Source organism: Rhizobium sp. BK289, assembly GCF_014193575.1.
In the GTDB taxonomy this organism is placed as follows: domain Bacteria; phylum Pseudomonadota; class Alphaproteobacteria; order Rhizobiales; family Rhizobiaceae; genus Rhizobium; species Rhizobium tropici_C.
Window position 1 is genome coordinate 462,315 of the sequence record NZ_JACHZO010000003.1, and the last position, 19,347, is coordinate 481,661.

Annotated in this window: 22 protein-coding genes; 5 read left to right on the forward strand and 17 right to left on the reverse strand. The window is 57.3% G+C overall.

Annotation, left to right across the window (positions count from 1 at the left end):
• Window position 1 precedes the first annotated feature (1 nt).
• From virB10 to FHT84_RS08385, 12 genes are read right to left on the reverse strand one after another with little or no spacing between them, the layout of a single operon-like run.
• The gene (gene virB10, locus FHT84_RS08330) at window positions 2-1,171 is read right to left on the reverse strand and encodes a type IV secretion system protein VirB10 (RefSeq protein ID WP_112341648.1); all 1,170 of its coding nucleotides are present in this window, start codon (window positions 1,169-1,171) and stop codon (window positions 2-4) included.
• Window positions 1,161-2,039, reverse strand: a complete 879-nt coding sequence (gene virB9, locus FHT84_RS08335) for a P-type conjugative transfer protein VirB9 (protein ID WP_183761755.1) — start codon at window positions 2,037-2,039, stop codon at window positions 1,161-1,163. Before virB9 ends, virB10 begins: the two co-directional genes overlap by 11 nt.
• Before the next feature lie 5 nt (window positions 2,040-2,044).
• Window positions 2,045-2,716 (reverse strand): virB8 family protein, encoded by a 672-nt coding sequence (locus FHT84_RS08340; RefSeq protein ID WP_183761758.1) that lies wholly within the window; start codon window positions 2,714-2,716, stop codon window positions 2,045-2,047.
• Window positions 2,716-3,003, reverse strand: a complete 288-nt coding sequence (locus FHT84_RS08345) for a hypothetical protein (RefSeq protein ID WP_183761761.1) — start codon at window positions 3,001-3,003, stop codon at window positions 2,716-2,718. The genes FHT84_RS08340 and FHT84_RS08345 overlap by 1 nt, the downstream gene beginning before the upstream one ends.
• Window positions 3,004-3,038: 35 nt before the next feature.
• Window positions 3,039-3,971, reverse strand: coding sequence for a type IV secretion system protein (locus tag FHT84_RS08350; protein ID WP_112341651.1), 933 nt, complete (start codon window positions 3,969-3,971; stop codon window positions 3,039-3,041).
• Window positions 3,972-3,974: 3 nt separating this feature from the next.
• Window positions 3,975-4,205, reverse strand: a complete 231-nt coding sequence (locus FHT84_RS08355) for an EexN family lipoprotein (RefSeq protein WP_113251523.1) — start codon at window positions 4,203-4,205, stop codon at window positions 3,975-3,977.
• The gene (gene virB5, locus FHT84_RS08360) at window positions 4,202-4,873 is read right to left on the reverse strand and encodes a P-type DNA transfer protein VirB5 (RefSeq protein WP_246698493.1); all 672 of its coding nucleotides are present in this window, start codon (window positions 4,871-4,873) and stop codon (window positions 4,202-4,204) included. The genes FHT84_RS08355 and virB5 overlap by 4 nt, the downstream gene beginning before the upstream one ends.
• Window positions 4,874-4,896: 23 nt before the next feature.
• On the reverse strand, window positions 4,897-7,263 hold the full coding sequence (locus FHT84_RS08365) for a VirB4 family type IV secretion system protein (RefSeq protein ID WP_183761651.1): 2,367 nt from the start codon (window positions 7,261-7,263) through the stop codon (window positions 4,897-4,899).
• Window positions 7,256-7,594: a type IV secretion system protein VirB3 gene (locus FHT84_RS08370; RefSeq protein WP_183761655.1), complete on the reverse strand. Its 339-nt coding sequence runs from the start codon at window positions 7,592-7,594 to the stop codon at window positions 7,256-7,258. The genes FHT84_RS08365 and FHT84_RS08370 overlap by 8 nt, the downstream gene beginning before the upstream one ends.
• Before the next feature lie 4 nt (window positions 7,595-7,598).
• Complete coding sequence (locus FHT84_RS08375) at window positions 7,599-7,901, reverse strand: TrbC/VirB2 family protein (protein WP_113251520.1); 303 nt, start codon at window positions 7,899-7,901, stop codon at window positions 7,599-7,601.
• The gene (locus FHT84_RS08380; RefSeq protein ID WP_183761764.1) at window positions 7,898-8,566 is read right to left on the reverse strand and encodes a lytic transglycosylase domain-containing protein; all 669 of its coding nucleotides are present in this window, start codon (window positions 8,564-8,566) and stop codon (window positions 7,898-7,900) included. The genes FHT84_RS08375 and FHT84_RS08380 overlap by 4 nt, the downstream gene beginning before the upstream one ends.
• A 2-nt stretch (window positions 8,567-8,568) precedes the next feature.
• Window positions 8,569-9,108: a hypothetical protein gene (locus tag FHT84_RS08385; RefSeq protein WP_183761658.1), complete on the reverse strand. Its 540-nt coding sequence runs from the start codon at window positions 9,106-9,108 to the stop codon at window positions 8,569-8,571.
• Between the two features lie 99 nt (window positions 9,109-9,207).
• Between FHT84_RS08385 and FHT84_RS08390 the strand changes: the two genes are divergently transcribed.
• Window positions 9,208-9,561 carry a MarR family transcriptional regulator gene (locus FHT84_RS08390; RefSeq protein ID WP_095436095.1) on the forward strand — a complete coding sequence of 118 codons (354 nt, stop codon included), beginning with the start codon at window positions 9,208-9,210 and terminating at the stop codon, window positions 9,559-9,561.
• 74 nt (window positions 9,562-9,635) lie between these two features.
• Here the strand turns inward: FHT84_RS08390 and FHT84_RS08395 are convergent, their stop codons facing one another.
• From FHT84_RS08395 to FHT84_RS08415, 5 genes are all read right to left on the reverse strand, one after another.
• Window positions 9,636-10,451, reverse strand: a complete 816-nt coding sequence (locus FHT84_RS08395) for a response regulator transcription factor (protein ID WP_183761661.1) — start codon at window positions 10,449-10,451, stop codon at window positions 9,636-9,638.
• Entirely contained in the window at window positions 10,438-11,211 is a 774-nt protein-coding gene (gene fabG / locus FHT84_RS08400; RefSeq protein ID WP_183761663.1) for a 3-oxoacyl-ACP reductase FabG, read from the reverse strand. Before fabG ends, FHT84_RS08395 begins: the two co-directional genes overlap by 14 nt.
• A complete protein-coding gene (locus FHT84_RS08405; protein WP_183761666.1) occupies window positions 11,208-12,920 on the reverse strand; it encodes an acetolactate synthase catalytic subunit in 1,713 nt (570 codons plus the stop codon). The genes fabG and FHT84_RS08405 overlap by 4 nt, the downstream gene beginning before the upstream one ends.
• Window positions 12,917-14,278 (reverse strand): aspartate aminotransferase family protein, encoded by a 1,362-nt coding sequence (locus FHT84_RS08410; RefSeq protein WP_183761669.1) that lies wholly within the window; start codon window positions 14,276-14,278, stop codon window positions 12,917-12,919. Before FHT84_RS08410 ends, FHT84_RS08405 begins: the two co-directional genes overlap by 4 nt.
• Before the next feature lie 97 nt (window positions 14,279-14,375).
• Window positions 14,376-15,080, reverse strand: coding sequence for a GntR family transcriptional regulator (locus tag FHT84_RS08415; protein WP_112341660.1), 705 nt, complete (start codon window positions 15,078-15,080; stop codon window positions 14,376-14,378).
• 229 nt (window positions 15,081-15,309) lie between these two features.
• Here FHT84_RS08415 and FHT84_RS08420 point away from each other — a divergent pair, with 229 nt between their 5' ends.
• The 4 genes from FHT84_RS08420 (at window position 15,310) to FHT84_RS08435 (ending at window position 19,285) form a co-directional block, all read left to right on the forward strand.
• Window positions 15,310-16,416, forward strand: a complete 1,107-nt coding sequence (locus FHT84_RS08420) for an ABC transporter ATP-binding protein (protein WP_183761672.1) — start codon at window positions 15,310-15,312, stop codon at window positions 16,414-16,416.
• A gap of 2 nt (window positions 16,417-16,418) precedes the next feature.
• Window positions 16,419-17,318: an ABC transporter permease gene (locus FHT84_RS08425; RefSeq protein ID WP_183761675.1), complete on the forward strand. Its 900-nt coding sequence runs from the start codon at window positions 16,419-16,421 to the stop codon at window positions 17,316-17,318.
• Window positions 17,319-17,415: 97 nt separating this feature from the next.
• A complete protein-coding gene (locus tag FHT84_RS08430) occupies window positions 17,416-18,168 on the forward strand; it encodes an ABC transporter permease (protein ID WP_183761678.1) in 753 nt (250 codons plus the stop codon).
• A gap of 85 nt (window positions 18,169-18,253) precedes the next feature.
• Complete coding sequence (locus tag FHT84_RS08435; RefSeq protein WP_246698494.1) at window positions 18,254-19,285, forward strand: extracellular solute-binding protein; 1,032 nt, start codon at window positions 18,254-18,256, stop codon at window positions 19,283-19,285.
• Window positions 19,286-19,347: the final 62 nt, after the last annotated feature.

The following is a 19,347-nucleotide window of genomic DNA, read 5'->3' on the forward strand; positions in this document are numbered from 1 at the left end:
CCTACTTCGTCACGAGCGTTGATCGAGGCCCGAAATCCCCCAATACCGCCCGATCGAGGATCCTGTTGCGAGGTTCGGTGACACGCAGGCTATAGACATCGGAAAAATCGAGATCTCGGGCCACAAAAATCGAGACGAGCTCGCCCTGATGCTTCGTCAATGTCGGCACAATATTGATGGATTGCTCGACGGCGATCGCTGCTGCCTGTTGGCCAGTGGTTGTCGTATTCTGCGCTTGAACGTCACTATCCTGCAGTCGGCTGCCGGCATAGGTCGTCGCGTCGCCAACGATGGAGAGCAGGATGGCGCTGCCGAAGCGCTCCCACCAATGCGTGTCAACATAGCCATCCATGCCCGCCCGCCCGAGTGCGTCGGTTGCGGGTGAGGCGAGTGTAATAATTACACCTTTTGGCGTCTTTGCCCGGTTCCAAAGCACGAATAGACGCTTCTGGCCCCGGTTCAAGCCACCTCGATATTCTCCGACGATCTGGGTTCCTTTCTCCATCAGAACTACGCGGCCGTTGTCGGAAAGCACATCGCGGTTGATGATGCAGCTAGCGAAGCCTGGCTGGTCGGAGGCAAGCGCCGTCTCCAGCACGCACGGAATGGAAGTTCCCATCGCCACAATGAAGTCGCGATTGCCGAGCGTGCCGGCGCGCGATCCTTCCAGCTGAGTCGGCGTCAACATCCTGTTGAAGCGCTGGTCCTCGGTTTCAGGTTGGGCGCCCCCAAGGCTGCCAGGAACGGGCAGGTAATTGGAACCGGTGTCTTGCGACATGGCGGCTGCTGTGTCGCGGCGTTGCGATGAGGACTGCTGTCCATTATAGGCCATCACCGGCGCACGGCGGGCGGAGTCCAACAACGGGTCCTCAGTAGGTGTGATCTGCTCCTTTGACGCAGGCGTCGGTAGCAACACCTCAGGAAGGGGTGCCGCCGGCTTTACCTCTTCCTTCGCCGGCTCGAAGTCAGCCGTCTGGCGAATAACGACATGGTCGGGCTCTTTCGTCTCAGCCTTTTGCCGGTCACGCATCGACCACAACGAAAATCCAACAAAAGCGACCATCGCTAAAACCACGCCACCGCGCTTCAGGAATGGACGGCCCTCAGCTCGCGCATTGACGTCCGTCTCGGCGCGCTCACCTGGGATACGGTCTTCTGCCTCATCCGCCATGGGCTCCTCCTGTTGCAGCGCTTGCCGCCTGCGCTTTCATGACGCGCTCTACGGAAGGCGATGTTGTACTGGTGTTGGGATCGATGCCCACCGGATCGTAGGCTTCGTTGAAGATGCAGAGCACGTCTCCTCCCCGCCGCAGAATAAATTTGCGACTGATCGCATGGACGAGCACGAGGTCACCGGAAACCGACTTAGGTACCAGGCTCTCGGTGCCGTCGGAGTTTTCCATATAGATTGCCGGCATTTCCTGATTGCCGGTGAAGGCGATCGTCGTGATCTTGCCGTTGTCATAAACAGCGTTCGGTTCCAACGCTCCTGAGCCCTGTGCCGAATAATGCCAGTTGCGCGGTCCATATTGCTCATGCAAAGCCAGCACTGTGTCGGCTTGTCCAGCTTGGGCTGCCTGGGTTCGCGCGAGCGCCTCCTGACGACGGCGTTCCGCATCATCGGTCGGATAGCGATATTTGACATAGAAGTAAGTGTCCTGGCCGGCGGCAACCGGACCGTCTCGGACCGTCAACTCCATCTGGTAACTGCGCGTCGAACCATCACGACGTGTCGTGACCACGGAGATGTTCGTAACAGGCTGGTTCTCTCGCGCCTTCAGGAAGAGGATATTGCCGGCCGGCGCCACTTCCCAGGCGACCGTGTTGCCAAGCGCCACATGGGCGATTTCCTCGTCGGCGGCAAACTCCACCTGGACGGAGGAACGCAACGAGCCAACGATCCTGGTGATATTGTAAGGCTGATAGTCGACGAAGCGGACCCGACTGTCCTGGGATGCGCCGCGCGGCGTTTCCAACGCAAGGGTTGCCGATGGCCAGCTAGCGGTCAGGAGCAGTGCAATCAAACAATGATGTTTCAGATGTCTCAATTGATGGCCTCCGGATCGGAGCGATAGTCGCTGACGGCGAAGCCGAGCGGATTTATCAGCCGATCGGTCGAGGACATTGGAGCATTCACATAGGAGAAGGTAAGCGTTGCCACCCAATGGGTCGTATGCGTCTCATCACCGCGCGTGATGGTACGCATATAGCGAACAGACAGTACATTGGCGTTGATCAGCGAGATGGAAACGATGTTGATCCGCGATGTGGCGCCGCGACCGTAGATATTTTGCGGGGAATCCGGATTGCCGCCGCGATAAATCGCGGCAAAGCGGGTCTGTTCCGGCGCCGTCGAGAGCAGGGAAACCGTGCGAAAATTCTCCTCTGCCTCGCTCCAGACATAACCCTCGCGGGCACGAACATAGCGGGCGGCGAAATATTTGGTCACTTCTTCGTCGTAGGTGCCGGCGGTCGACGTGAGTGCCGAAACGACATCGACAATACCGGTGGAATTGTCGACTCTCACGACAAAAGGCTCGACCGTCTTTAGCGGTGTCAGGCCTGCGATGGCGACAGTCGAAATCGTCGCGAGAATACCGGCCCCAATGGCTACGAACCAGGCAATTCGAGCCGAACGTTCCATCTGGATCATGCGGTCCTGGTCGAAGCGCCGGGCCTTATCGAAATAATCCTTGAGACTGTCCGTCGTCACCATCACCGCTGCCCTCCGCATGGGCGATAGGAGTGGCCGGCATCAAAATGCGCGAAGGCGGTGGGAAGGATGTCCGGCTTTTCCTCAACATAGGCAGGTGGCTTGCCGCCGGACTGCGCCGGTGAAGCGTGAGGGGGTTGCGGCGTGGACCGACTATCGCCATCCCATTGCCACATGGCGCGATTGAGCGGCCGGCGCGAATAGCCGTCGCATTTGGGCAGGGGATAGGAATGTAACGCGCAGCCGCCGAGCGTTGATGCCACACAAAAAAGCACGAATATTCGGATCATCGTGAACCATCTTGTTGCTTGCTTGAAGTTCCACATCAGCCGGTTCTTTCGAAACGAAAGCTGCGCCCAACGGCACGTGCACCCCGACCAGTCGCTCGCGCCATGTAGGTAGCACCTCGGGCAAGCGTGCCTTCATGGGCGTCGCGTGCCGCGCCATAGCCGTAGGTGAGCGACGCCCCGCCCGAGGCAAGTGCCGAGGCGATGCCTGGAAGCTGGTAAAAGACGTAGAGGGACGCAAGGCAAATGGCGCCGAGCGCAACGGGTCGCATGAGTACGTCGCTGTAGCTCTCGATCATTGTGAAGGTGGAATCGATGCAAGTAATGAGTAGCGAGCCAACCGCCACGACCAGTACCTGCAGGATCACGAAGTTGGCGAGTTGTCCGATCCAGGCTTCGGTAAAGCGGCGCGTCGAGCGGAACATGGCGAGCGCCACGAAAATCGGGCCGATAGCGAGCACGATCGCCAGTGCGAGACGGGCATAGAGCGAGACGATATAACCGATCGCGGCAACCACGAAACTTGCCAAGATGACAAGCATGCCACCGAAGCCGGTAACGATGTCGACTCCCCATGAGGCGCGCGACCAGATCTCATGCGCGCATTTTTGACCTTTATCCAACAGGCTGTCGAAGGTCGAGGCGCTTGGTATCGTGCCGGAGTTCAACGCCTGCGAAATTTCCTTGGGCAATGTGTCGAAAAAGATACCGCCGACATAAGTCTGGTACTCGCCAGCATTCGTGACCAGCATCAGGATGATGGCAAGCTTCATTGCCCGAAAGGCGAAATCCATGATCGGTTCATGGACCGATCCACGCAGGATCAGAAAGCCATAGAGGATGACGTAAAGTGTCAAGGCCGCCGTCAATGGCCCTGTGACCCAGCTGGCGATATTCGAAGTACCTGATGATATGAAGTTCTCCAGCGGCGCCTTGAACTGCCCATCGACAAAGGCAAAGATCTGGTACATGCCTCAGCCTCCGAGTGCTTTGCCCATGCGTTCCAGGCGGGATTTCCAATCTGCCGCCTCGGCATTTACGCAGTTCGGCGTGGCTCGCAACTCACCGGGATTGCTTTTGCATTTGGCAATGAGATCTGACAGCAGCGTCTGGTTGGCCATCAGCTCGTCGACCGAATAGGTACGTTCGGGCTTCGAGCAGCCGACCAAGGAGATACCGAGTGTAAAGAGAACAAGAAACTTCATTGAAGGGCCGCTCCCATCGTATCCATGCGCTTGCGCCAATCCTCGGCCTTGCGCTGTTCATCGACTTGAACCTCGGCCTGCTGCACCATCTGCAACCCTTGCATCCTGAGCATATCGGTCTGGAGAAAGGCCGTTTCGGCCTGCAGCCGCGCCTGCAGATCGGCGATGTCCTTGGCGTCGCTCGCCGAAGAGATTTGCCGGCGTAACTGATCAATCCCGTCGATCCGCTTGGTCGCGGTATCGTAGATTTGCTGGGCTAGGCTCATCTGCCCCGCATTCTTGTTCTGAAGACGCGACAGTTCCTGAGCATAAAAGTCGTTAGCGCTCGTTTTGTAGGTCGAATTGTCGGTCAAGAACTTCGAGGCGGCATCGCCAAGCGTGCCTGAACCTGAGCCCTTGAGCAGGCTTTGGACCGCAGAAAAGTCTCCTGGCAAAGCCTTGCGGACCGCCGGATCGTTCAACAGGCTGGCAACGTCGGCCATATTGGTCAGCTTGTTTAGCGAACCGTAGAGCTGCTGGGCCTGCTGGAGCTGCTGGTTTAGCGCATCGAGCTGCGATTTCAGTTGGGTTATGCTTTCGATCTGCTTGGCAATCGCCGTCTGGTCGATCACCGGGATACCCTGCGCGTCGGCGGCGTACGAAGAAAGGAACAGCACTATCGCTGTCATGGGAATCACCCTGCTCTGCGCCATCAGCTTGCACTCCTTGTCTGTTGGAATATCCGCAACCATTCGTCCCGGTCATCGCCAAGCTCCGCTCGGATGGCCTCGGCAAGTTCCACGTTTGCCGTTCGCCCGGAGAGGATTGCGAGCTCATCGCCGAAACCGTTGAGATTGAGCTCGGCGACAACGCTGTTGTGACCCTGTTTAACGATAAAGCGCCGGCTTTCGGCGGAGAGCTCGCGGGCAACCAACTCGAATTCGCGTTCAGTGAGCTTGAAGCCACCGACATAGTCGTCTCGATCACCGCGGGAATTCGGCAGGAAAACCTGTGTTGGGCACTGCTCGATGATTGTATGCGCGATCGGTGAGTTGATGGCGTCTCGCGGGCTTTGCGTGGCAAACAGCATCAAGCCGTTCTGCTTGCGAATGGTCTTGAGCTTATTCTGGGCGAGATCAAGAAAGCTCTCGTCTTGCAATGCCTTCCAGAACTCGTCGATAACGATGATGATCCGTCGACCATCGATCAACTGTTCGACACGATAGAAAAGATAAGCCATCAAGGGATTACGGATTTCCTCGTTGTCGAGAAAATCGGTCATGTCGTAGCCGAGAAATTTGGCGCCGATACCGATCTCATCGGCCTCGTTGTCGAAGACCCAACCAAGCGGCCCGCCCCTTTCCCACCGACGCAGGCGCGCGGCAATCCCTTCCGGATCGGTATTGTTGAGAAAGGTGCGCAAAGCGCCGATCGTGCGCTGCTCTTTCGGCAGATCGGCAAGACCATCGATCGCCAGCGCGATATCGCTAACATCGCTGACCGAAAAATCGCGCACCGCCTTGCCGGCTAGCTTGGCGATAAATCGTGCCAGGAAAATCTTATTTTCCGGTGTCAACTCTAAGGCTTTCAACGGTGCACATCCCGTCGGCAGCCCGTTCTTCAGCGGCAAATAGGTGCCACCGGCAGCCCGAACGAAGAGGTCGGCGCCACGATCCTTGTCGAAGAAGACCATGTGCGGGTCATGCTTTTCGAGTTGCGATAGCATGAAATTGAGAAGTACGGTCTTGCCAGCACCCGACGGACCGCAGACGAAGGTGTTACCGAGATCGCCATAGTGGAAATTGAAATAGAACGGCGAGCCCGACGCCGTCTTTAGCATGGCGACGGCCGGCCCCCATTCGTTGCCGTCCTTCTTACCCATAGGAAAGGAATGAAACGGAGAAAGTGCTGCAAAATTCAGCGAGGTGATCGCACCGGAACGAGCCCGATACCGAAAATTACCGGGCAATTGTGCCCACCATGCAGCTTCGAGCCCCAGATCCTCGCGCGCTACGACAGCGCCACCATTGGTCAGATGCGCGCGCGCCTTCGCGAGATTGTCACCGAGGTCTTTGACAGATGAAGCGAAGATCCCGAGAGTCAGATGGTGTTCACCAAGCACGAAACGGTTCGATTCCAGCTCGTCCATTGCCGCATCAAGCTCTTCAATCTGGGAGGCTGCCTTGTCGACCGCACTCACCATTTGATTCTGCTTGCGGCCCATGATGGTGCGGGCATCGGTCTTGGACCTGAATGCGAAGGACTGAGTGAGGATCAGTTCGAAAGGTGCCGTCAGAATGCCGTCCAGCATACCGACACGGGTTCTCGCCGGATATTCCTTGAACCCGAACATGCCGGCATAACGGCTTGTCCCTTCATCGCGGATCTCGACCGTCTCGCGCCCGAAGATCACACGATCGGAATAGATCGCCGAGGAGATCCTGCCTTCCGTCAATGGTATGGGCTCTCGCCGGCCGCCGATCAACTGATGCAGCACCTCGCTCGGTTCGGAAAACAGGATGCCGTTTTGATCGTAGAGAGACAGCACGCGCGGGGCGAAGCGTCTCAGTCCCGCAGTGACATCGGTCACCTTGTCCCGCAGATGTTTCAGGCTGTCCTCATCGAGCTCGGCTGCTGCTCGTTGGGCCTTACGAAGCCGTGACAGCAAATTTGCAAGCCGTTCGGCCGGATCGTGTCCCGGATGCCAAAGCAGGGTGAGATAGAGATCGTTGCGAAACAGATCTTCGCTCACCATCCGCTCCCGATACTTGCCATTCAACGTTGCCGAGAAGGAATTGGTGAACTCGCCGTCGGGATAAGTGTTATCGCGCCGACGGATGAGGTGGGTCCAGATTGCCAGACGCTCGTCGGCAATGTTGCGGTAGAGCGTGTTGAGATCGCGCTGCAGGCTGTTCAAATCGATAGCGTCGATTGTCTCGAACGATACGCCCTCCAAAGCGATCATCGCTACCAATGCTCTGGAATCGAGTGCGATCACGGTCTCATCCACGTGCCGGACATAGGGGATGTACGTTTCTGGCTCGAGTTCACGGAATTTGAGACGGGACACATTAGGCATGGCCAAGGTCCCTTTCGTCATAGTGTCGCACTAGCCTCAACGGCGTCAGCGAAGCACCCCTCCAATAGGCGCCGTTACGCGAACGACCACGGGTTTCGATCCAGGCCAGCATAATACGGAACATGTTGTGGTCATGCTTGACGAGCGAGCGAAAAATGAAATGAAAGACCACACCGACAAGCCCATAGGCAATCGAGCCGGCAACAATGTAGAGGATCGTCGTCAGTATAATATTGACGCCCATGGCCTCCATTGTCACCCCGGCGATCATCGCTGGCCGGGTGCAAGCCAAGAACAGGGTATCTTCCTCAAGCGAAACCTTCTTCACCATGATTTCAGCCCCCGGAAATCGTGCTGACGATCTGAGAGGCGCCAAAGAGAATACCGATGCCGAGCACGACATAGGCTGCCTTGCGAAGGTCGAGGTAACCAAACATCCAGGCGATGCCGACGATGATGACGGCGATCGTTGCCAGGAGTTTGGCAACGTTGCCCGTGAGCAAGGTGACGATATTCTGCAGAACCGTCTCGATCCCGCCGGCGCTCTGCGCGAAGGCTGGCTCGATCATGGCGATCGAAAGGACCGTTGCCACCGCAACGGTGACGCCAAATGCACGAATATTGATCCTCGACATCATTCAGACTGCTCCGGTTGATCATTTTGGAAGACCAGCGCAGATGATTGCCGCGCTGCGTGGAAGACATCCCAAGACGGTGGTTTCGCCGACCGTTCGGGCAAAGGCCCTTCCTCACCGTTCAAGGACGGATCACTGGTCTGGTATTCGGGAACTGTCGGCCGCCCCACACTCTGCCCTATCGCTATGGCGAACAGCGTCTTCGAAAGCCGTTTGGCCTCGCTTTGGACCTGATCGTCATACTGGGCCATCTTTCCGACCGAAGGATCGGAGCGCCCGTAGTAGGATTGCAGCATCACGCGCTCAGCCTGCTGCGGTGCGGCGCCGGCGCGCACTGCCAGACGATAATAACCATCGAGCAATGTGGCCGTTGCCTTGAGGTTGAGGCATGGGTCGAAAGCATCCGCGATGCCGAGATCAAATTTGCGCAATTCGGCGATGCCAATGCCGCCAAGTCCTAGCTGGACATCCTTATGCTCCGCCATCAGCGCCGTTGCGGTTTCGATCGCCTCGGCCTTGCTCTTCGGCTGTTCATGAAGAGATGAACTCCCGCCTACACGAATATCAAAAGGCTGGAACTGGCTTTCGAGACTGACAACCGCCGCAAGCGTTTCGATCGCAATCGCCGGCGCACAGGTCTTGGCAAGATCGGTAAAGGAGACGGCCATGGTCAGTACCAAACCCGTTGGCTTCCAACACCATCGATGGTTACATCGACATAATGGGGCTCGGATCGCACATTCGGCCTTGCCGTCGGATAGCCCATACACTGTACGTGCCGGCCATCCCGCTGCCAGCGCGCCGATATCACCAACCCATCGTCTCTAGCGCCGCCATCGCGACCGGAGGCGCAATAGCCGCCATCAACCTCGGAAAGGGTTCGCGAAACGCAGGTCTCTTGTTGGCCGCGCTCGCCATAACGTGTCGTCAGGCGATAGCCGTCACTGCAGAAATAGGGCTCGTAACCAGGACGCGATGCCCGGAAGCCGACACCGCTGCAAGTGGGAAAGGAATGCCCCTTGGCAAGCTTCTGCCAGAGCTTGTTGATTGGGGGACGGCAGGCGGCATATTGTGTGGGCCCACCCGGATTGGAAAGGCACAGGATAACCTGGCATCCCCAATCATCGGCGCGCGCATGCCGCTCGGAAATGAGATATAAAGGCATGCAGCCGGCAATGGCGAAGATTGTTCCAACCAGAAGGCGTTTCATCAGCATGATCCTTCGATGTGGCGATATCTGACGATCGGTCCGGCGACGAATCGGGCGTCTTTCGTAATTTATAGTGACTTATATAATGCAGTTAAAAAGATGACAAGTACCCTAACCACGCAGTGGCACAGTCTTTCGTTTGCCGCCTTCATCCTGCATGAGATCATGGATAATCCGCAGGAGGACGAGACACCGCAATCCCGGCTGAAACAGGTCGGCATGATGAGTGTTCTTTACATCATGAACCAAGCTCACCAAGCACTAACTATCTCAAATATAGTCGAAATTACGAAGCTTACACGCATGGGCGTGACGGAGACGATCGAGCCGCTGGTGAAGCGTGGCATCCTGACCGAGACGTTCGTGAAGAATTCCATGGGGCGCGGTAAGGCCCGTCAGTTTGAGATCGCGCCGGAGATTTTCGAGAAGCTACGGAGCTTTCAAGCGCGGTAATTGAGCATCTCAGTGGCCGAATCAAACTGAATTAAAAGAATCAATAAAAATCCAGATCCGTCCAAGCAAAGCGACTACGCTGATGTGCTTGAGCCAGTCTTTCGCAAGCCCCGGGGTTTGAACACATAGCCAGCTGCATGGACGGTGCGAATGGCAGCACTACATCCGGGCAACACTCCCAGCGCCTTGCGCAAGCGGCCAATGTGAACGTCTACGGTTCGCGGCGTGACTTCGGCGGAAGCCGGCCAAGCCGAAGCAATCAGTTCGGAACGGCTGCAGAGCTGTCCCTCCCTCTTCATCAGATGACGTAGAATATTGAACTCGATGGGTGGCAGCGCAAAGTCCCAACCGTTGCAAAGTATTCGGCGACTGTCGACGTCGACTTCCAAGTCGGCAAAAGCCAGCGACGCAACCCTTTTTGAGTTGGCCGTTTCCATGGCCTGTCCCGCCGCCTGCCTGAGAGATGTCAGCAACTTCTCCGGTGAAAGCGGCCTGAACAGGCAGTCATCAACACCGGCTTGCAGCAAGGCAAGATGAAGCGGCTGCGCTTCGCTTCGCAAGAGCGCAATCAGGCGGACCTCCTTGTCATGTGTGGTGGATCGCCTGATTTCGCCACATATGGAAACGGCATCTTGGGTTTCACGGGTGCAATCGAAAAGGACCGCGCACGGCAAGCGCTTCGTGCAGGAAGCCAAAACATCGTTGGCGCTGCAAGCCAAAGAGGGCATAAAGCCCTCCGTCTTCAGAATATAGCTAAACGGCAAGAACAGCTCTGCATCGGAGGTCCAGATAATGACTTCGTTGTGGGCCGCCACGTCGAGCTTCACAGTCGCATCGGAGCGCTTGAAGTTGAACGCCCCGGGCCGCGTGACGGCTCTAGGCTGGCGCATATTCGCCCCCGTTGATATCGAGGATAGCACCATTAACGAAGCCCGCTTCTTCCGACGCCAGAAAGGCAACGGCGGCGGCAATGTCCTCCGGAATTCCCAATCTGGCAGAAGGAATGCGTGCAACCGCGTCCTGATTGGCCGGCGTATTGGGATCGCCAGTCAAGGGTGTCAAGATCCTGCCCGGCGCCACGAGATTAACGGTTATGCCGAAAGGACCGCACGATCCGACAAGCGCGCGCATAAGGCCGGCCAGCGCTGCTTTGCTGGCGGCGTAAGCGCCACCGGCAATGCGAGGACGTGTGCGCCCAGCGAGCGATCCAATCAAAATGATGCGTCCGAATCCCGCCTGTCGCATTCCCCTGACGACCGCCTGACAACATAACATGGTGCCGGTCAGATTCACGGCCAGCACTTCGTTCCATTCCTCCAGCCCGATTTCCTCGAACCGCCGAGGACCAGCTAAGCCTTTGGGCGATATGCCGGCGTTGCAGACGAGAATTTCGGCATCTCCCCAGGTGCATGAAAGCTCTTCGAAGAAATTGGTAACAGCCACAGGATCCGACAGATCGACAACTCGGCCCAAGACGCGTCCAGATCCGAATTCCGCGGACAGCACGGCAGTTGCATCAGTGACAGTTTTAGCGCTGTGACTGAAGACGGCGACGCAATGCCCCGCCGCCAGTAGTTTTCGCGCCGTCGCCAATCCGATACCGCTCGTCCCTCCTGTCACGACGGCGATGCGAGACGGCTCTGGCATCATGCCGCCTCATCCAAGCCGGCAAATAAGGACAAAGCCGGATGAGCCTCTGGATCTGTCATGACCTCAATAAACAGCGGCCCCTTGCCTGTCAGTCCACCCTGTAGATGAGCCGTGAGCTCGGCTGGATCCTCAACGCGCACTGCCGGGCATCCGCAGGCTTGAGCGATCTGCATATGATCGACAGGTGCGAAATGGCACGCCGATGTGAAGCGCCCGAACTTTACTGTCTCGGCATCCCGCTGGAAACCGAGGATACCGTTGTTGAGAAGGATGATGGTTATGGGAAGATCGGAGCGAACCATGGTTTCCATCTCCGCCCAGCTATGGGCGAACCCGCCGTCGCCAACGATGGCGACCACCGGATGCTCGGGTCTAGCTGCCTTTGCACCAAGAGCCAGAGGCAGGCCCCACCCCAGTCCCGCAAGACCGCGCGGCGTCAGGAACCGCATTCCTGAAGCAAGCGATCGCAATTGGCCGACGACCCACATCGATGAATAGCTTGCATCCGCAACGACAGTCGTCTGCGGTGTCAATGACGCCTGCAGTTCTGCCATGATACGTTCCGGGCGAATCGGCGACGCAGTAGCATGCACGAGGTGATGCCGATCCTCATCGAACTGCCGCCAGCACTCGGCTACGCGGCTGGTAACAGCGGCCCGTTGGTCCCGACGTTGGGATAGATCTTGCGCGTTGAGGGCATGAACAAGTTCTCTGAGTGTCTCACGCGCATCCCCGACCAGGCGTAGCGCTTGATAATTGCGGCCGATTTCCTGAGGGTCGACATCGATGTGGATCACCTGAGCGCCAGCAGGAATTTGCCGCCAACTATCCGTGCCATTCTGATTGGTTCGCGTTCCAACCAGAATGACAAGGTCTGCGTCACCGACCAGAGCTGCCGTATGGCGCCCGAGTGACCGCGGACCCACGAGTGATCCTAAGACGCCGGCCGAAAGCGAGTGATATTCATTAACTGCACCCTTGCCCATGTTGGTGGTCAAAATTGGGAGTACAGCCAGATCCTGCAACATGGCCAGTTCATGGCAGGCATCGCTGCCGAGGACGCCGCCACCCGCGACTACTACGGGATTGTGGGCATTCGCGATCAACTCCGCTGCCCTTTGCAAAGTCGCGCGATCAGGGGATGACCGGTCAAGCGGCCAATGGCCAAGATTCAGAGATCGCGATGGCGTTTTGACACCAAGCTCCGAACGCAGCAGATCGGCAGGCAACAGCAACGCAACCGGCCCGGGTCGACCGGAGGCAGCAGCAGTGAAGGCGGCATCAACATAGTCCTCTATTCGCTCCGGGACCATGACCCTGCGCACCCATTTCGTGCAGGATTGGAAGAGCGCGATATGGTCAAGCTCCTGGAACGCGTTCCGATCCATCTGATCGCGCTCGACTTCCTGCACAAGTGCTACGATCGGAACGCTCGCTTTCAGCGCTTCGGCCATGGGCGGCACCAGCAGCGTGGCAGCCGGACCATTCTGGGCGGCCACCACGCCGATCTTTCCGGATCGTCGCGCATAGCCATCGGCCATGGCGCCGCCCATATTCTCCTGTCGGTAAGCGACCTGGCGAATGCCTGCCGCTTCGGCAGCCAGGATGAGCGCTGATGGTAGGCTCTGGGCAAATATATGAGTGACGTCATGGCGCACCAGCGAACGAGCCAGGCATTCAGCGACAGTTTCCAAGGACTTCGTGGTCATGCGTTTGCTCCAGCAAAATCGGCTTCGTAGGTTTCGAGGAAATCGCCGAAGACATCGACGATCAAATCAAGATCGTTGTTCGTCATTGCCGTGGACAGGCAGGCGGCGGCCCCAAAGGGCAGGAGGATATCGAGCTGACGGAAATGGCTTGTCAGATTGGTCATCCAACTGTTCTGTTCCGGTGTCGGGAAGGCCTGCCGATAGTCACGGGGCACCTGCCGCTTGGGGTGAATACGAAAAAGCGAAGCCGAACCGGTGACGATAAATGGCGCGTCATGACGCGCGATCGCGGCAGAAAGGCCGTCGCGCACACGCGTACCCATTTCATCAAGACGCTCGAAGCTTGCCGAAGTCAGTGCCTCCATGGCCACCCTTCCTGCGACCATTGAAACCGGATTGGCCGAAAAGGTGCCGCCCTGTGGCACCGCTGGCCTTGCGCCCGAGCTTGCGAACACCGCCATCACCTCCTTGCGACCACCAACTGCGCCGACTGGAAAGCCCCCGCCGATAATCTTCCCGGCAGCAATAAGATCCGGCACGAGCCCGAAACGCGCCGATGCACCACGATATCCCTGACGCAGATTCAGCACTTCGTCGGCTATGACGAGAACGCCATATTGCCGGGCAAGATTGGAGATGGCTTCGATGAAGGCTGGCTCAGGGGCGAGCAAACCCGCCCTGCTCGGCATGGGATCCATCAGGATGCAGGCAAGGTCGCCACCAGACACGGCCAGCCTCCGTTCCAGGCCTTCGACATCATTGAAGCGGATCACATCGACCTCTTCGGCAATACTTTCCGGCGCGCCGGCATAAGAGGTCGTGGATGTGGGGGCGTCCGCGGGTCCCCAGGATGCAGGCGACGCGCCTTGGCTTACCTCGGCCCAATCATAGGCACCGTGATAGGCTCCTTCGACGCGGGCAATGCGCGACCGCCCGGTAAAGGCGCGAGCTGCCTTGATAGCGAACATGACAGCCTCGGTGCCGCTGTTGACGAAGCGAATCTGCTCGATCGCGGGAATGCGCTGTACGAGCAATTCCGCCAATCCCAACTCGTGCTCCGTTGGATTGGAAAAGCAGGTTCCTTTCTGCAGGAGATCTGCGATTGCGTCGGCAACGGGTAGGTAACCGTGACCATGGATCAGCGTTGTGAAATTGTTATTGAGGTCGAGGAGCCGATTGCCGTCGACATCGACCAGATAAGCACCCTCACCGCGGGAAATATACGTCGGCAGAGGATCACGTTCGACGGTGACGCGCGTGGTTCCATCGGGAAATACGATCTGCCCTCGCTCGAAGAAATATTGCGATCGCGATCTGAGTGCTGCCCGTCGAAATGATGGAAAATCCTGATGAAGCATGCCTTGCCCTCTCCATGCAGAGATGCGCGTTCGCATCCCGTTCACATTTTTGTTGCAACAAAAAAACACGGAGAGAAGGAAAGTGCAACATAATTATTCAGCGGCGAGAGAGATTCCTTTGATCGCGGTCTGCGCTCATTTTTTTCATCTGACGAAATCCATCACGAATGTCGCTCTCGATGGCTGCGCGCGCAGCATCGGCATCCTTTTCAACAAGCGCCTCTATCGCGTTACGGTGATTGCGAGCACCGTAGCGCGTCTCGGAAAATTCCGGGTAGAGGCCATTAAATGACGCACCAACCCGCAGCCACAGAGTCTCGATCACCTGTAAAAGATAGGGCATTCCGCTGAGACGATAGATCGCGAAATGGAACTCCTTATTATGCCAAAGGGTGTCAAAATAACGCTTTTCATCCAATGCGGCGTCAATTTTCGCCTGAAGTTGCTCAAGTTCATCGATCGTTGCCTCGCTTGCGGCCTTGACGGACAGCGCCGCCGCAAGCCCCTCCAGGGCCAGACGCATCTGCGTAATCTCCTGGAGATCCGACAATCTTAAGTGGGGAACGATAACGGTTTTCGGCCCAGAATAAATGAGCGCACCATCGATCACGAGGCGGTTGATGGCGTCACGAGCGGGCGTCGTGCTGACATCCAGCATTTCCGAAACCGCACGAATTGTGAGCTTATCTCCGGGGGAAAAAGCGCCTCGGATCAGTCGCTCCTTCATGTTGTGATATGCCATTTCGCCCAATCGATTGGGCTGATGCTGATGGTATCCTTCGTCTTCCGATACGTTTTCCATTGAAAATTCCTCCAATTTCCTTTGACAAGCATTTATTTTGTTGCAACAAAAATGAAAAGCGACATACTTGCAAACATTATGTGACATTAAAGTCATAGCACTTTCGCAGATTTCCGTCTTCCCAAAGTTCAACTCGGGAACCGGACCAGAAGCCAAGCGATCGGTGAACAACTCGCGACGCCGTCGCAAACGAACACGTTTCACAACGACAACAATAAGGAGAGGAACTTTGATTGGTGAAGCACTTACGCTGCAAGGGATTGAAAAACGATATGACACATCGCTTGCTGTGGATGGCATTTCACTGGCCATTCGGGCAGGTGAGTTCCTGTCGATCCTTGGTCCTTCGGGCTCCGGCAAGACGACGCTACTCACGATGATCGCCGGCTTTGAGAGCCCGAGCAACGGTCAGATAATGATCGGCCGTCGTGACGTTACCTATATGGCGCCAAATAGGCGCAACATCGGTATGGTGTTCCAGCGCTATGCCCTTTTTCCGCATCTGACGGTGGCAGCCAACATCGCTTTTCCGTTGCGCATGCGCCGAATGGACAAAGATCTCATCAGCCGCAAGGTGGAGGCGGTACTGGCGCAGGTACATCTCGACGGCTACGGCGATCGATATCCCCATCAACTCTCTGGAGGTCAGCAGCAACGCGTCGCCGTCGCTCGGGCGATCGTCTTCGAGCCGCCTGTTCTCCTTATGGACGAACCACTTGGGGCCCTCGACAAGAAACTGCGCGAGGCGCTGCAATTGGAAATCAAGAGCTTGCAGCAACGGCTTGGGGCGACCGTCGTCTATGTGACGCATGACCAGGAGGAAGCACTCACCATGTCTGATCGCGTTGCAGTGGTGGCAGAAGGCCGGTTAGCCCAAGTGGGATCACCGCTCGATCTTTACCATTCGCCTGTCTCAGCCTTCGTCGGAGACTTCATTGGTCGCATGAACTTTCTCGACGGCGAATATCTCGGTCGAGATAACGGGAATTACATGGTACGGCCTAAGGGCGGCAACGTCGTTGCTACCGCGGCTGACGAAGGCGGGGCAAGCCCCTTTGCCTCTCGCCAAGCTGTCACTATCGCGGTTCGCCCCGAACGGTTGTCGTTAGCGCCTCATGGTCGCGACCGTGGTGCCATTCTGACGGGCACCATAGACGCAACCGTTTTCGCCGGTTCGTTTTTCCTGTTCTTCGTGCGAACGCAGAACGGTGACGGCCGCCTCCTGCAGATCCAGATGCCCGTTGGGCATGTAGCGGCAGGTCTTCGTCAAGGAGACCTGGTTGACGTCATCCCAGAAGCGAACGCCTTGCGGCTCTTTGCAAAAGTTGGGGTTTAATCATGGCGTCATCCTTCGCGAGACAATCGGTCGGCACTTTCCGCCGCTGGATCCTTACAGGGTCGAGCCAACATTATTCGCCGTTATTGGCCATCTTGCTGATCCTGCCGCTGCTCCTCCTCTTAGCGGGAGGCTTCGTCTATCCGGTGGTCAGACTTATCGGCATCAGCCTTTCCGGGGAAGCTCCGCTTGCCCCCTACCAGCGTGTCTTCGACAGTCCACTTTATATTCAGGTCCTGCTCAGAACCTTCCGCATCGCGGCGATCGTGACCGTTGCCTGTTTTGCAATCGGATATCCGACCGCCTATGCAATCGCGCACATGCGCGGCAAGTTGGTAAAGCTCGGAACGGCATGCTTATTCATTCCGCTATGGACCTCGGTACTTGTCCGCTCCTATGCCTGGATCGTGCTGCTAGGGCGCAACGGCATCATCAACGACGGACTGATCCAGCTCGGCGTTATCTCGACACCGCTGAAAATGCTCTATACGGAGGGCGCTGTCATTCTCGCGATGACGCATGTGCTGATGCCCTTCATGATCCTGCCGATCCATTCTGCCTTGCGTTCTGTGCCGAGCGCATATGAGCAGGCGGCACGAAATCTCGGTGCCAGCCGGATCGTCGCCTTTTGGCGCGTGACCTTTCCACTTAGCCTATCCGGCGTCTTCGCCGGCTGCGTGATCTGCTTCATTCTCGCCATCGGCTTCTACATCACCCCCGCCCTAGTCGGTGGACCCGGCGCGCTGATGATGGCGACCCTCATCGGCCAGCAGACAATCGTCCTTCTGGATTGGCCGTTTGCGGCCGCCCTGTCAGTCATCCTGCTCAGCACGACATTGCTGCTGGTGCTGCTCTTTCGCCGCGCGCTCTCTTTCAGCAAAGGTTTGAACAGTGTCCATTGAATCTCAACCCTTGACGCAGCGATTGACAACATCGTCATCCGACGCCCGGCGATTTCGCCCGATCTGGTCACGAGTGGCACGACACGTATGCAATCTAATGATTGCGGCGGTGCTGTTCTTTCTCGTCCTTCCGACGCTGCTGGTGATACCACTGGCACTCAGCGACGCCTCCTACATCACGTTCCCGCCACAGGGGCTGACCCTGCGCTGGTTCGAGGCGTATTTGTCCGATCCCGACTGGCTGCGCTCGACCATTTTCAGCCTACAGATCGCCGCAGTAACCACGGTGGTAGCGACGACCATCGGGACGATGGCGGCGGTTGCTTTCGTACGTGGCAAACTACCGGGCAAGACACTGCTGCAGGCCCTCTGCCTCGGACCGATGATCGTGCCGGCAATCGTCTTCGGCGTGGCGCTCTATCTGGTCTTCTCACCTTTACAACTGACAGGAAATCTGACCGGATTCGTCCTTGCCCATTCGGTGCTGGCGGTACCTTTTGTCGTCATCATCGTTTCTGCAGCGTTGGAGAGAATGGACCCGTTGCTGGAATTGGCGGCGTTGAGCTGCGGAGCAGGGCGGCTCAAAGCCTTCTTTGCCGTGACACTTCCCAATCTTGCGCCGGCCGTGGCGACGGCCGCGGTCTTTGCTTTCCTGACCTCCTTTGACGAGGCGACCGTGGCATTCTTCATCTCGGATACCGGCGGGAAGACGATCAGCCGGAAAATGTTCGAGGACATCGATTTCAACCTGACGCCTGTCATTGCCGCCGTCTCGGTCATCATTGTTGCCGTTTCGCTGCTTTTGATGGGCTCCATACATCTCCTGAACAGCCGCCGGGAGCAGCAATAGCGGCAAAAACACCCGCTGTAGGCGGGACAATAAGAGGGAAAAATTGATGACAATAAGAGCAGCCATCCGGCTGAGCGGCGTTGCTATGTTTTGCGCAGCCATTCTTCTGGGAGAGACACCCGTTCCGGCACTTGCCAGTGAGCAGGTCGTAATCGCCACGACTGGCGGCGCCTATGATGCGGTGCTACGCAAATGGTGGTTCGAGCCGTTCACCGCTAAGACTGGCATACAGGTCGTTTCCGTAGCGGCGACCAACGCGGAGATGCGCGCTAAGGCGACGGCGATGGTGAAAACCGGCAATGTCAGCTGGGATCTCTATCCGGATGGAGAAATCCAGGTAAGCTCAAAGGATCATCTCGCGATTTCCGAACCGCTTGACAGTTTTTGCACCCAGTTTAGGGACCGTCAGGATCTCGTTCCCGATGCCTGCATCCCGGCCGGCGTGCGGCTGTTTTCAACAGCCACATTGATGGCCTACGATCCGCAAGCCTTCAAAGGCAACCAACCCGTGACCTGGGCGGATATGTGGGATACTTCAAAGTTCCCGGGCGGACGCTCGTTTCCGAATTTCGACGATCCGTGGCGTGTCATGGCGGCTGCCCTTTTGGCAGAAGGGGTCAAACGCGAGAACCTATTTCCGCTCGACGTCGATCGCGCTCTTAAGAAGCTTGACGCATTGCGACCGTCCATCTCGCTCTGGTGGAAAACCGGAGATCAGAGCGTCCAAGGGTTCCGTGAGAACGATTACAGCATCGGACAGATCTGGCTAACGAGGGCAAGCGCGCTCAAGGCAGAAGGACGTTCAATCGCCTGGTCGAACAAGGCGGCATTTCTGGTGGGCGATCGCCTCACGGTTATCAGGGGAGCGCCCAATCGCGACAATGCTCTGAAACTCATCGCCTTCTGGTTGGATTCCCCGGATATCCAGGCCAAGGTGTGCGAGGCATTATTGTGCACGCCACCTAGCAGCGCGGCGATTATGATGATGCCGCAAGCAGTTCGCGACCAGATGCCGAGCGCCGAAGACGTGCGCGACAGTATCGTCATTCCAGATGCCAAATGGATCAACGATCATGCCGCGGAGTTACTGGAGCGATGGAACAACTGGGTTCGCTAAAGCAGGATGACGACGTGAAAACATCGTGCATGATTATACGGTACCACGACCTTTAGAAGATG